We start from the raw sequence: 13,353 nt of genomic DNA, 5'->3' as shown, positions 1-13,353 counted from the left end.
ATTTCGCTCCGGAGGAGCGAATGTCTTGTTAAGGGGACGGCTAAAAGCCGTCCCATACCGGCCCAGGCAGCAAAGCGGCTTCAGCCGCTGAGGGCTATGTATATTTCTCCTCTGCATTCCGAAAGAGCAAAACCTGACCTCAGCGGCTGAAGCCGCTCGTCCTCTGGGCGTTGTATCGGCACGGCTGAAAGCCGTGCCCTTAACAAGACATTCGCACCATAGGTGCGAAACGGAATGCGCTGCACCGCCGGGGTTTACAGTCGTGAGGCTCTTGGCCTTTCCTTCCTGTCTCGATCTGTAAACGCTCTCTGGAGACAATCCATCGTCCCCTAGATATCCACCGCATGATCATTCGGCAGATCCTGCCCGGCCCATACTTTGCGTGCCGTCCAATCCACAGGGGCATCCTTCCAGAACGGTGCATCTGCGGGCAAGCCGAGCGGCAGAAAGGCCTCCAGGCACAGATACAGGCTGCCGGTGGAGATATAGGGCTCTCCCAGTGAGGGCTGATGCCCAGCCAGACCGATGGTGAGCCAGCCGTTGGGGTCGTAGGTACCGCGAGCACCCAGAGAGGCCTGCATGGCGGCCGTGAGCGCTCCGCGGACCTGGGCCGGCGCTACGTGCTCCGGGAGCTGTTGCCGCAGCGCGATGTCGGCAAGAAGATGGAAGGCTCCGCAACGATACGCGATGGACCTGCCAACGACTGGCCAGGTGCCGTCACGGGCGATCATCCGTTCCTGGATGGCGGCGTAGCGCGTGGCGCGTTTCGGTTCGACCTCGGCGAGCTCTGGCCCGACACCGACTTTGCCGACCGGGCTTTCCAGAACGGCCAGCATGAAGGGATGAATGACGAAGCTGTCATAGTAGTCGGCGTGGAAGTGGGGGCCGTCGCCATAGACGCCGTCGCCGAGGTACCACTCCTTGTGTTTTGCGAGCGCCAGCTCTACCGGAGCCTTCTCCCATGTGCCGCCCAGGGCCTCAATCGCGGCTTCGACGGTCGCAGCGAAGAGCAGCCAGTTGCTCATACCTGCCTTCTGCGTGCGGGTCTGTTGCAGTCCCTTGATCAGCAGTTGCTTCGTCTTCTCGGGGAGCTTCTGGTTCAGCTCTTTCGGAGCGCGCAGAATGCCCAGGCCGAGGAAGGCGGCATCCACCAGCGTCTGCGCGATGGAGCCGAAGGGTATGTAGTCAGGGGAGGCGGGGTCGACGCCGGCTGCAATGGCTTCCCGTGCCAGCTCGGCGTACTTGCCTGAAACGCCGGTCTCGAGCCATGGACCGATGCCGCAGAGCGTGCGTCCCAGGGCCTCAAGGTAGGTGCAAAGGCGGCGCGACTCCTCCTGGCCCGGCTTGCACTCGACCGGCATCACCTGTTTCAGGCGGCGCTGGCTCAGGGCGGTGAGTACGGGACCGGCGGTCTTTTCCACCATCGCGGTCCACTCCTGCCGGACCCCCGTACTGGGTGAGACTGCTCCTGTGTCACTGCGTACCATGCTGGTCTCACCGCGGGCCATACCGGCTGCCAGAGCCAGTCCTGCACCTGTTACAAACTCACGCCGATCCATCCACTCTCCCTGGGCGTGTGGTCCAACTTCTGACTGACGGGAAGTTGGACCACATGCCGTCGCTCTGCATGATATTCCGTGGGGAAGTACTATATCCAAGTCATGAGTCTGAACATCTCCGGTGTCACGATCAACGCCCCCGTCTCTGCCGCTCACGCCGAAATCCTCACTCCTGAAGCACTTGCCTTCGTGGTTGAGCTGCACCGCGCCTTCAATCCGCGCCGTAAGGAGCTGCTGGCGGCACGCGTTGTGCGCCAGGCGCTTCTGGACGCCGGAGAGAAGCCCGACTTCCTGCACGAGACCGCGCACATCCGCATGGGTGACTGGCGCTGTGCTCCGATCCCGGCCGATATCCAGGACCGCCGGGTGGAGATCACCGGTCCGGTAGACCGGAAGATGATCATTAACGCGCTGAATTCGGGCGCGAAGGTCTTCATGGCCGATTTTGAGGACTCGTCCACGCCCCTGTGGAACAACCTGCTCGAAGGCCAGGCAAACCTGCGTGACGCGATCCGCCGCACCATCACCTTCGAGGATGCGAAGACCGGCAAGAGCTACAAGCTCAATGAGCAGACGGCAGTGCTGTTCGTCCGCGCGCGTGGATGGCATATGGAGGAGCGGCATATCGTCGTGGACGGCGAGCCGATGTCGGGCTCGATCTTCGACTTCGGCCTGTACTTCTTCCACAATGCCAAGGAGCTTGTGGCGCGGGGCAGCGGACCGTACTTCTACCTGCCGAAGATGGAGTCGCATCTGGAGGCGCGGGTCTGGAACGAAATCTTCGTGAAGGCGCAGGATCTGCTGGGCGTTCCTCAGGGCACCATCCGTGCGACGGTGCTGATCGAGACCATTCTCGCGAGCTTCGAGATGGACGAGATTCTCTATGAGCTGCGCGACCACTCGGCCGGCTTGAACTGCGGCCGCTGGGACTACATCTTCTCGTTCATCAAGAAGCTCGCCGCCGACACCAGCGTGGTGTTGCCGGACCGCGGTCAGGTGACCATGACGACGCACTTCATGCGCAGCTACTCGAAGCTATGCATCAAGACCTGTCATCGCCGCCAGATTCATGCCATGGGTGGCATGTCAGCTTATATTCCGATCAAGTCAGACCCGGTCGCGAACGAGAAGGCCCTGACGCAAGTGCGCGCCGACAAGGAGCGCGAGGCGACCGACGGACACGACGGTACCTGGGTGGCCCACCCCGGCCTGGTGCCGGTAGCGCTCGAGGTCTTCAACCGCATCATGCCGCAGCCGAATCAGATTGCGAAGCAGTTGCCGGAGTACACCGCGACCGCCGCCGATCTGCTGGAGATTCCGGCAGGAGAGATCACAGAGGCGGGTTTGCGCCAGAACGTGGCCGTCGGTCTGGGATACGTGGAAGCGTGGCTGCGCGGCATCGGCTGCGTACCGCTCTTCAACCTGATGGAAGATGCAGCAACGGCTGAGATCTCCCGCGCGCAGCTCTGGCAGTGGATCCACCATCACGCAAAGCTGAACGATAGCCGGGCGGTGACGGCGGAGCTCGTAGAGCAGACCATCGATGAAGAGCTGGAAAAGCTGAAGCCGACGCTGGATACGGAGCGGAGCGAGTCCTATGCCAAAGCCGCAGTGCTGATGCGGGACCTGGTCCGGGCAGAGAAGTTCCCGGAGTTCCTCACGCTGCCGGCGTATACGCAGGTGCTGCGAGAAGAGACGTTCGCGTAACTTTTTGTTTTGTCAGCGGAGAAGTCTGTTTTGTTGTGGGGTGCCCCACATACGCGGAGCTTATGTGGGAGATCGAGCGGAGCTCGATCCGTCCTTCAAATGGAGATTTGTGGCTTCCAGGCCCACCCTAACGTTGTGAGGGTGGGGCACCCAGACTGGGACGAATCGGTAGAAAAGCAGACTTCTCCGCTATCCTTCACCCCAGCCAGCAAAGCTGGCCGGGGACCCCGAGCGCTACGAAATGACAAAAATAAAAGTGCGGTTCTGCCTAAACCGCTACGGGCGTGCCGGCTATGGTCACCTGGTTTTTACCCGCGCGTTTGCTGACATAAAGGGCGCGATCGGCCTGTTGAATCAGGAGCGCCGTGTCATGTTCGCGGATATCGGCCCAGTTGGCGATGCCGATGCTGATGGTGATGCGCCCGATCGGGGAGCTCTGGTGAGGGATATCCAGCTCCCAGATCGCGTTCAGCATGGATTCCGCAACACGGCGGGCACCGCCCGCGTCGGCTCCCGGCAGCAATACGCCGAACTCTTCGCCTCCCAGGCGGGCAACGACATCCCCTCCGCGTCCGACCTTGCTCTGCAATGCCTGTGCAATCTGCCGTAGACAGTCATCGCCTGCCTGATGGCCGTACAGATCGTTGTAGGCCTTGAAAAAATCCACATCGATCATCATGATCGAGACGCCTGCCGCACGGCTCAGCTGTCGCAGCAGAGCATCGTCAAAGGCCCGGCGATTGGGCAGAACGGTCAGGGCATCCGTATTGGCCAGCCTGGCCATGGCCAGTTTTTCGCGCGTCAATGTCTCGCGCTCCATCTGCCAGATCTCTTCTGTCTGTTTCAGTGAGGAGATATCGCGGATGGTGCCGACGTAGCCCATGACCGCGCCTGACGCCTCGTCGAAGTAGGCACGGGCGACCGCCTCTACCCACCGGTAGCCGCCCTCTTTCTGCGCGATGCGGTAACGGATGACATGCTGACGTTTGCCGCTGGCCATGCTCTCCATTACCAGACGGGCCATGTCGCGGTCATCCGGATGGAAGGTCTGCATGCGATCCATCGCGAGAAACTCGGCCGGGGTCCAGCCGGTGAGCGTCTTGATCGCCGGTGAGATGTACCGCCGTGTTCCATCGAAAGAGGACAGGATGATGGTGTCCTCGGCATTCTGGAGCAGCGTCTGGTAGATGGAACGCGCTTCTTCGGCGGACCGGGCGTCGCGGCGCCGCTCATCCAGCAGTGCGCCTACCGGAAGCGCCGTTACAGCGCTGACGATAAGGAAGAGCTGCAAGAGCACCATGCGATGCTCGGCGCTGGCATTGACCGTCAGCCAGAATGGACCGTGATGCATGCTGGTTGCGGTGGTGCCTACGATCGTGAGCACCACGCCGGAGAAGGTGGCGCCTTCCAGGCCCATAGCGAGCACCATGATCACCATGGGCGGGAAAACGAAATAGAGAAGCGGATTCTGATTCTGCCAGAATGCGTAAACCGCCGTAGCCACAAAGGCACTTCCGGTGAGGATCGTTCGTAGAAGGTACGGCCGTAGTTTCTTGAAGGTTCTGTACTCTCCGCTGGTAAGAAACAGAACCACCGGCATGACGATGGCGATGCCAAGCGCGTCTGACAGCACGGAGGTCGTAGCCACATGCAGGAAGCTCTGGTGGGTGACCGGAGCCACCGGGATAGCGGCGAAACTACCCATCACGGCCGGAGCAACGATGGCGGCGATACCGAAACGTAGAACGTGCGCGCGTTCCTTGAGGTCGTCAAAGGTCGTTACGGCCGGGCTTATGATCCAGCCACAAAGAAACACCTCACAGGCATTGATCAGGCCGATCATCAGGGCAATGCCTGGCGGCAGGCCGGCGACGGCAGCACCCAGTATCAGGCCGACAGCACCGGCAGCCTGGCGAGCGAGAACAGCCGCCCAGTCACGTGGCCATAAGGGCAGCAGCAGGCCAAGCTGCAGACCTGTCAGGGGCCAGAGATAGATCAGTTGATCGCTGCGTCCAAGCACACCCAGGGTCAGCCACGTCGCCAGAAATGTGGCGACGAGCGTCATCAGCAGTGCGGGAATGCTCAGCGTGCCGGAGACCGATCGGTTCATGCGGATGAATGTGACGGCTGATATCTACAGGGATTGTAGCCCCATCCGTTTTCCCGCTACCGAAACTTGTCCTGATGGAGAGATCGGAGTCCCACATCAGGAGCGGCGATGCAGTAGATCCTCTGCGGACAGATTACGGATGCTGGCATCCAACAGTTCCACCATGTGGAAGGTGGGAATCTCCGCATGGCCACGCCGGCGCAGACCGGCCTGGAGCTGCAGCAGGCAGCCGGGGTTGGCGGAGATGAGCGCCTCCGCTTCGGTCGAAAGCAGGTTGTCGACCTTACGGTCACCAAGCTCGGCTGCCGGTTCGGGCTGAACAAGGTTGTAGATGCCCGCTGAACCGCAGCAGAGATTGGCCTCGGGCACCTCGCGGAGATCCAGGCCAGGAATGGTCTTTAGCAGATTCCGCGGTTCGGCATAGATACCCTGGGCGTGGCGCAGGTGGCAGGCATCCTGGTATGCGACCCGCAAGGGCAGGGGATGCCGCGGGCTTCGAGGTTCAAGGACGCTCAGTAGCTCCGAGATATCGCGGCACTTCGCGCTGAAAGCCGCAGCGCGTTCAGCCCATTGCGGGTCGTCGCGGAGCAGAAAGCCATACTCCTTCATCGTGGAACCGCACCCGGCAGCGTTGATGGCGATGTATTCGACATTGGCTGCCTCGAATTGGGCGATGGTCTGTTTGGCCATCCGCAGGGCTTCGTGCTCGACACCGGAGTGCACCATCAGGGCACCGCAGCACTGCTGGTTCTCAGGGACGACGACCTGGCAGCCCTCGGCCTCCAGCACTCGCGCGGTAGCTTCGTTCACATGCTGGAAGAAGACCTGCTGGACGCAGCCGGTCAGAAGACCGACGCGCGGACGGTCGTTCGCCTTGGTCTTAGACGGGTTGATGTGGCTGCGGAAGAGCGAGTCAGGCACACGAGGCAGCAGGGCCTCCATCGCCTGCAGACGCTTGGGCAGCAGCTTCAGAACCCCGGTGGCACGAACGAGCTTCTGCAGTCCAAGCCGCTGATAGGCGAACATGGGATAGGCCATCAGGCGCAGCCGCGCGGGATGAGGGAAGGTGGCGAACAGCAGCTTGCGAAACAGAGAGTCATCGGTCGCGCGGGGAATGTGGCGTTCGACCTGTGAGCGGGTGTCCTCGATGAGCTTGTTGTATTGCACGCCGGAGGGGCACGCGGTCATACAGGCCATGCAGCCCAGACAGTTGTCCATGTGCGTGCGGAAGGTCTGATCCAGACCGGCTTCCCCCTGCGTGGCCTTAGCCATCATGTAGATGCGTCCGCGAGGCGAGTCCATCTCTTCGCCCCACAGTACATAGGTGGGACATGCGGGGAGGCAGAAGCCGCAATGGACGCAGTCGGAGAGCAGTTCCTTTGACGGCGGATGATGCGGGTCAAAGGCCGAGGGCTTGGGAGGAGCTTCGATCTGGTGCAGATGAGACATGGCTAGCGGACCGGTTGCGCAGCTGGCTCAGCCGCCAGCGGGTTAAGTGTCTGGTTGGGATCGAACTGCTGCTTGACGATCGTCATCAGTGAAGAAGGCTCTTCCGGCCCCCATGGTGGCGTCGGGTCGTCCTGAGGGTGTTGAGGAATCGATAAAACTGTCATTGAACCAGCATCAGTATGCGCAGAGAGGCTTCCCAGTGCGGAATACGTTTGGCTGATATTTGGAAAGCAGGCGTAGAGGATGCCTATCGCCTGCGCGACGCAGCGCCCTCCAAGCTGGATAACGTTCGCAGCCTTGGATGAAAGTTCCGACGGCTTGCCGGTCACTTTCACCAGAAAGGCATCCGGTGTATTCATCACGTCTTCGCGAGCTGTCCATACATCAGGCGATGACGGATTGATTGCCATGCCATGCTGTCGCGCCAGTCCCGTCAGCATAGCCTCCTGCTTTGCCTCGGGATGCGCGTTGAGTTGAATGTCCAACGCGAAGCCTGACGTGTCGCCGCGTAGTTGCAGCGCCTGCGTAGCCAGATGGCTATCGCGAATCGCCTGCATCAGGGGTGCAAGCTTCTTGGCGCTCTCCGCTGCCACAGTGAAGCTTTGTGCGTAGCGCGGCAGGGCATACAGGCGGAAGGTCACCTCGGTGATGACAGCCAATGTGCCGAGAGAACCGACCATCAGCTTCGGTAGATCGTAGCCGGCGACATTCTTCACCACGCGGCCGCCGGTACGGGCAATCGTGCCATCGGCCAACACAATGGTCATGCCGAGCACCTGGTCGCGCAGAGAGCCGTAACGATGACGCAGAGCACCGGAGTCGTTGGTTGCGCAGATTCCTCCAACGGTAGCCGTAGCCGGCCATAGCGGATCCAGCGCAACAAACTGACCGTGCCGCGCGAGTGTCTGCTGCAGCGTCTCCCAGGTACAGCCTGCTTGTACGGTGCAGGTAAGGTCTTGCCATGGATGATCGACAACGCGATTCAGGCGCCGCAGAGAGATTTCAAGCTGTGGCTCGGCTGCAACTCCCCAGATAAGTTTCGTGCGGCCGCCGGTGGGCCGTACCTTCAGCCCATGGTGATCGGCGAAGCCCGTGATCGCGGCAACTTCGTGGGTGTCCTTTGGAGAAACGACGAAGACGCCATTGCGCTCCACGACAAACTCAGACCCAACGAGTGGAGCCAGATGTTCAGCGAGATTGGTGAGTACCTGCATTAGAAGACCTCCGCAATGCCGGAGGCTTCCACCGGATGAGGAACATAGTGGCCACGCTTCTGCTCACCGCAAAGCCGTGGCGTGGGGAAGAGCTTCTCCGGGTTGGCAATGTTGTCAGGATCGAAGGCGCGGCGCACGCGCTGCATCGTTGCCAGATCGGCGGGAGCATACATATAGCTCATGCTGCACTGCTTCTCGCGGCCTACACCGTGTTCGCCGGTGATGGAGCCGCCAGCTTCGACACAGAGGTCGAGGATGCGCATGGAGAGATCGATGGCGCGCTCCTCTTCGCCAGGGTTGTCACGGCTATAGAGCACGATGGGATGCAGGTTGCCGTCTCCGGCGTGAAAGACATTCGTAACCCGCAGACCTTCCGCGTTGGCCATGGCGGCAATCTTCTCCAGAACGACAGGGAGCGTGGTGCGGGGAATGACGCCATCCTGCACGATGTAGTTAGGACTCAGGCGGCCGGCGGCGGCGAAGGCTGCCTTACGCCCTTTCCAGATCAGCAGGCGATCCGCCTCGTCGACCGCATGGCGTGTCTCGAGAGCGCCGTTTTTACGGCAGAGTTCCAACACCTGTTCTGCCTGCAGCTTGACCTCGGCCAAAGGCCCGTCGACCTCTACGATCAGCAGACCATCACACATCGGGTAGTGAGGATGTACGGCTGCTTCTGCGGCAACGATCGCGAGCCGGTCCATAATCTCCATGGCAGAAGGCAGAAGCCCGGCGGCGATGATGTCACTGACTGTCTGCGCCGCAGCGGAGATAGAGGGGAAGGCTGCCAGAAGCACCTGGATGGCTTCGGGCTTCCGTACGATGCGCAGGGTCATCTCGGTGGCGATGCCGAGCGTTCCCTCGCTTCCGATAAAGACACCGAGAAGATCGTAGCCGGGAGCATCCGGCGACTTGCTGCCCAGCGTTACCAATTCGCCGGATGGTAGAACCACTGTCGCTTCCAGAACGTGGGTGACGGTGAAGCCGTACTTCAGGCAATGGGCTCCGCCGGCGTTCTCGGCAACGTTGCCGCCAATGGTGCAGACCGTCTGCGAAGAGGGGTCGGGAGCGTAGAAGAATCCGGCGCCTGCGACCGCAGTGGTCACGTTGGCATTGATGACTCCGGGCTGCACCGTGATCTGATGATTAACCAGATCGATATCCAGGATCTTCGTCATGCGGGAGAAGCCAATGACGACGGATCCATGAGTAGGCAGTGCCCCGCCAGAGAGTCCCGTGCCGGCCCCGCGGGCGACGAAGGGAACCTTATGCCTGGTACAGAGGCGCAGAATCGCCTGTACCTGCCCGGTGGTCTCCGGCAGCAGAACCGCAGAGGGAGCCTCACGGAAGGCGGTAAGGCCATCGCACTCATAGGTTTGCAACTGGTTCTGTGCGGTAATCAGGCCGCGCGGACCAACGATCTCGAGAAACGCTGTAAGAAGTTCGGCCGAAAGCATGGCACCCCTAAGGATAAGGGACGGCATGAAGATTTGGTGACATCCGAACCACCCAAAAGCGTACTGTAACGAAAAAGCCGTCCAGAGCGTCAGACAACCGGACGAGGAGACAGTCATGTTGATTAAGACCACTACCGAGATTCCATCTTCGGAGATCACTCCGCAGGAGAAGTTCCTGAGCCGTCGAGGGTTTCTGGCGGGAGCGGCTGCCGTGGCGGGCGCCGGCGTGATGGCGCCACAGGGACTTTGGGGTGCAACCAAGCTGCAGACGACACCGGGAAAGTTTTCACTCAGTGAAACGCCGACGCCTCTGAAGAAGGCAATCAGCTACAACAATTTTTACGAGTATGGAGTCGACAAGAGCGATCCTGCAGCCAACGCACATCGCTTGAAGCCACGGCCGTGGACCGTGCAGGTAGAAGGGCAGATTCAGAAACCGCTGACCTTTGACATCGACACCATCATGAACTACCGCCCGCTGGAAGATCGCGTCTATCGCTTTCGCTGTGTTGAGGCATGGAGCATGGTGATTCCCTGGGTAGGCTACTCGTTCTCAGAGTTCGTGAAGGCCTGCAACCCTCTGCCAAGCGCCAAGTACATCCAGTTCATCTCGCTGGCGGATAAGAAGCAGATGGACCTGCCGGACTCGGCGGGAATCTACTGGCCATATTCCGAAGGTCTGCGGATGGATGAAGCGATGCATCCGCTCACGCTGCTTACCTTCGGCTCGTTTGGGCAGACGCTCGAGAATCAGCAGGGCGCTCCGATCCGCATCATCGTTCCATGGAAGTATGGCTTCAAGTCCGCCAAGTCGATCGTGAAGATTCGCTTCCTCGACAAGCAGCCGCACACGTCATGGAATGATCTTGCTCCAAACGAATACGGTTTCTACGCCAATGTGAATCCGCAGCACAATCATCCGCGTTGGAGCCAGGCGAGCGAACGCAAGATCGATGCTTCGCTCTTTCCCAAAACGGTAACGACCCTGCCATTCAATGGTTATGGAAGTGAAGTCGCCGGCTTATACAGCGGAATGGATCTCAATAAGAATTATTAGAAGAAATCAGCTCGTGGCTGATTGCTGCGCCTCAGCCTGAAATTAGGAAGATGTAACGAGATGCGCCCGTAACCGGGCGCATTTTCTTTTGCTCGCTACTCCGCAAGTCTCTGTGGTTGTTACGACAAAGACAGTTAAATTGCGGGAAAAGTCGAGCGAAACGAGTCACCTCTAAAGTCTCTTTGCTCCGCGCCGAAGAGTTAAGTGACGGGAAGAAGATGCTGCAAAGAGTCCCCCTCTAGCGACTGTTTCGTTTCGAGCCCGACGCTGCCGCCTGGTGGGGGAAAAGTCTGCAAAGGATTGCACGTTACCTGCGGTTGCGTGAGGAATTTCGATTCCTTCGCCCCTCCAGAGTGCAGTTTTCGTGGCATAGCGATTGCTTCGTTACTGCCATAGCAGCTTGCTGCATGTCTCCGCCGGTTCTTTGAAGGAGAGGACGAGATGACTACGTACAAATTAAAAAATCAAGCTGTAGCACTCCTGGTTGTAATGCTGCCGTTATCTTTTGTCGGACAGACTTCCAAACACAAGACGCCCTCTCCGCTGGAGATCGCGAAGAACTCAATGCCGTTACACCTTACACGTGAAACAGCCTCGCTAGCGATGAAAACCAAAGCAGCAGCGATCGCTGCAACTGCATCAACCGCTGCAACCGCATCCTCTGCCTCATCCTCAACGACAAAAGCGCCCGCCGTCATACCCTCAGCGGTTGCTTTCATCACAGTGGAAGGCCGCTCCGCAGATGAGATCCTGCAGGCCGACACCGCTATTGCATTGCAGGCAACAAGCGCCGAGATGCAGACGGCACCTGGCACCTATAACGATATCCCTCGCTTCCTGATGACGGAGCCGGGCGTAACTTTCGATACTGACTCCAGAAACACCTATATGGTGAACGGCGGTAACCCGATCGAGAATCTGTATGTCGTCGACGGCGTTGAAGTCGCGAACATCAACCACCTCAGCACCAGCAATTCCTCGGGTGGCTTTGTGTCGATGCTGGATACCGACGCGGTCTCGTCGGTCAGCCTGCACAAAGCGCTGTACAGCACAAAGTACACCGGAGCTCTGTCTTCTGTTCTCAGCGTGAACACGGCGGCGCCGAGTGCGCAGAAGCGCCATCTTCAGATGGACATGGGGTATGCCGGTGTGGGCGCGATCTTCAGTCATTCTCTTGGAAAGAAGGCTGCATTCCTCACACAGTATCGCCGCAGCGTGATCAACTACTTTACCGATGACATCGGTATCGGCGGTGCGCCGATTTACTCCGGAACACTGGCTCGTGTAGACACGCATCCGACCGGAAAGGACACGGTCTTCGGCCTGTATATCGGTGGCAATGACAAGATCGCCCTCCGTCCAAATCTGCAGGACAACGAAGACCCGGGTTACATCAGCACGACGTACACAGGGAATCGCGGTATCTATGCCGCGACGTGGAACCACATTGTCTCCGGCAGCACGCTGCTGACAAGCCAGGTGAGCTACGCTTCATCGCACACCACGACCTCGCAGATGAACGCCATGCAGAACAACGCTCCGGTGTACAGCGATGACCTGAAGGAAGGGCTCAGCAACGGCCGTTTTGAATGGCTCTCTGACAGACGCAATTACAAAATGCTTTTGGGTACGACCTTCGGTGTTCGTCAGCTTGACTACACGATCAACCAGGCGAAAGGTTTCCCCAGCCCCTATAACGTCGAACCTCTTCCGGTGAATGCAAGCGATATCCAGTTCAACGGAAACCCGATGGACCAGGCAGCCTATGGTCAGTTCACCTGGAAGAAGTTCCGCAAGCTTGAAGCGACTCTTGGCGCTCGCATGCAGCGGTTCGGTTTGAGTGGAGCAACAGCAGTATCGCCGCAGGCCAGTGTGATGGTGCAGCTTACCAAGAGCGTGCGCTTCTTCGGCGGAGTTGCGAACTATAGCCAACAGGTGCCGCTGCCCACCGTGCTGGGTATCGCATCGAACCGCACTCTGAAGCCGATCTCCGATGTGCAGTATCAGGCAACGGTGGTCTACGAGACTGAGCGTGGAGACCGCTTCAGCATCGGCGGATATCACAAGGTGTACTCGATGTATCCGGTATCGGAGGAGCATCCGACGCTCAGCCTGGCCAACATTGTGGATACCTTCGGACAGCCCTTCCTGTATATGCCGATGGTCAGCAAAGGATCGGGTATCTCCAATGGCGTTGAGGTCGAATTCAACTCGAGCTTCAACCGCAAACTGTTCGTTCGCACCAACGTGGGCCTGGGACGTTCGTTCGCGACGGCTCTGGATGGCGTCTCGCGTCGCACCAACTATGACATGCCTCTGCGGACTAACCTGATCGCCGGTGTCCGCATGGGCAAGAAGCAGGTCTTCACGACCCGCTACTCCTCGCACACCGGTACGCCGTACACACCGTACCTGGTGATGCAGTCGCAGCTCCAGCAGCGGCCGATCTATGACGTCACCAGTGTCAACACTGCACGTGGCACTGACTATCAACGCGTCGATGTTCACTATGAAGTGAATCTTCAGAAAGAGGGCCGCGGTATGAAGCTGTACGGCGGACTCGATAACGTCCTCAACAACCGGAATTATTACCAGTACGTCATGATTCCGCACTGCCCGGGTTGCGGGCCCTACGAACTAACCCAGATGAATCGCTATCCCGAGTTTGGGCTCACCTGGGCTTTCTAAAAATATCCTGACGTTGCTAGTGGCCCGCCTCCGAGATCATCCGGGGGCGGGTCATGGGCTTTAAGCCATGGGTTTTGCAGTTGTGAAGGGTATATCGAACACGCACTGGAGCGTT

At 59.4% G+C, this 13,353-nt stretch carries 8 protein-coding genes; 3 read left to right on the top strand and 5 right to left on the bottom strand.

The genetic code is table 11. The features are described 5' to 3' along the window. Positions 1-329 precede the first annotated feature (329 nt). A complete protein-coding gene (locus tag AB4Y89_RS07110) occupies positions 330-1,559 on the bottom strand; it encodes a DUF2264 domain-containing protein (RefSeq protein WP_442300209.1) in 1,230 nt (409 codons plus the stop codon). Between the two features lie 102 nt (positions 1,560-1,661). Between AB4Y89_RS07110 and aceB the strand changes: the two genes are divergently transcribed. Next, positions 1,662-3,266: a malate synthase A gene (gene aceB, locus AB4Y89_RS07105; RefSeq protein ID WP_442300208.1), complete on the top strand. Its 1,605-nt coding sequence runs from the start codon at positions 1,662-1,664 to the stop codon at positions 3,264-3,266. Positions 3,267-3,534: 268 nt separating this feature from the next. Here the strand turns inward: aceB and AB4Y89_RS07100 are convergent, their stop codons facing one another. The 4 genes from AB4Y89_RS07100 to AB4Y89_RS07085 all read right to left on the bottom strand — a co-directional run bounded on the left by AB4Y89_RS07100 (position 3,535) and on the right by AB4Y89_RS07085 (position 9,493). Beyond that, positions 3,535-5,376 carry a diguanylate cyclase domain-containing protein gene (locus AB4Y89_RS07100; protein ID WP_442300207.1) on the bottom strand — a complete coding sequence of 614 codons (1,842 nt, stop codon included), beginning with the start codon at positions 5,374-5,376 and terminating at the stop codon, positions 3,535-3,537. A gap of 96 nt (positions 5,377-5,472) precedes the next feature. Continuing rightward, the gene (locus AB4Y89_RS07095; protein ID WP_442300206.1) at positions 5,473-6,825 is read right to left on the bottom strand and encodes a (Fe-S)-binding protein; all 1,353 of its coding nucleotides are present in this window, start codon (positions 6,823-6,825) and stop codon (positions 5,473-5,475) included. A 2-nt stretch (positions 6,826-6,827) separates the two neighbouring features. Beyond that, positions 6,828-8,039 (bottom strand): FAD-binding oxidoreductase, encoded by a 1,212-nt coding sequence (locus AB4Y89_RS07090; protein WP_442300205.1) that lies wholly within the window; start codon positions 8,037-8,039, stop codon positions 6,828-6,830. Continuing rightward, on the bottom strand, positions 8,039-9,493 hold the full coding sequence (locus AB4Y89_RS07085; RefSeq protein ID WP_442300204.1) for an FAD-linked oxidase C-terminal domain-containing protein: 1,455 nt from the start codon (positions 9,491-9,493) through the stop codon (positions 8,039-8,041). The genes AB4Y89_RS07090 and AB4Y89_RS07085 overlap by 1 nt, the downstream gene beginning before the upstream one ends. Before the next feature lie 115 nt (positions 9,494-9,608). Between AB4Y89_RS07085 and msrP the strand changes: the two genes are divergently transcribed. Next, entirely contained in the window at positions 9,609-10,550 is a 942-nt protein-coding gene (msrP, locus tag AB4Y89_RS07080) for a protein-methionine-sulfoxide reductase catalytic subunit MsrP (RefSeq protein ID WP_442300203.1), read from the top strand. A 603-nt stretch (positions 10,551-11,153) separates the two neighbouring features. After that, on the top strand, positions 11,154-13,238 hold the full coding sequence (locus AB4Y89_RS07075; protein ID WP_442300202.1) for a TonB-dependent receptor plug domain-containing protein: 2,085 nt from the start codon (positions 11,154-11,156) through the stop codon (positions 13,236-13,238). Positions 13,239-13,353: the final 115 nt, after the last annotated feature.

The sequence above is a fragment of the Terriglobus sp. 2YAB30_2 genome (assembly GCF_052114765.1).
Lineage (GTDB): Bacteria > Acidobacteriota > Terriglobia > Terriglobales > Acidobacteriaceae > Terriglobus.
This window is presented reverse-complemented; position numbering and strand designations above follow the sequence as displayed.

Coding starts and splice junctions, on each gene's coding strand:
- AB4Y89_RS07090 (WP_442300205.1), bottom strand. CDS start 8,039: ATGCAGGTACTCACCAATCTCGCTGAACATCTGGCTCCACTCGTTGGG.
- AB4Y89_RS07095 (WP_442300206.1), bottom strand. CDS start 6,825: ATGTCTCATCTGCACCAGATCGAAGCTCCTCCCAAGCCCTCGGCCTTT.
- AB4Y89_RS07110 (WP_442300209.1), bottom strand. CDS start 1,559: ATGGATCGGCGTGAGTTTGTAACAGGTGCAGGACTGGCTCTGGCAGCC.
- aceB (WP_442300208.1), top strand. CDS start 1,662: ATGAGTCTGAACATCTCCGGTGTCACGATCAACGCCCCCGTCTCTGCC.
- AB4Y89_RS07100 (WP_442300207.1), bottom strand. CDS start 5,376: ATGAACCGATCGGTCTCCGGCACGCTGAGCATTCCCGCACTGCTGATG.
- AB4Y89_RS07075 (WP_442300202.1), top strand. CDS start 11,154: ATGAAAACCAAAGCAGCAGCGATCGCTGCAACTGCATCAACCGCTGCA.
- AB4Y89_RS07085 (WP_442300204.1), bottom strand. CDS start 9,493: ATGCTTTCGGCCGAACTTCTTACAGCGTTTCTCGAGATCGTTGGTCCG.
- msrP (WP_442300203.1), top strand. CDS start 9,609: ATGTTGATTAAGACCACTACCGAGATTCCATCTTCGGAGATCACTCCG.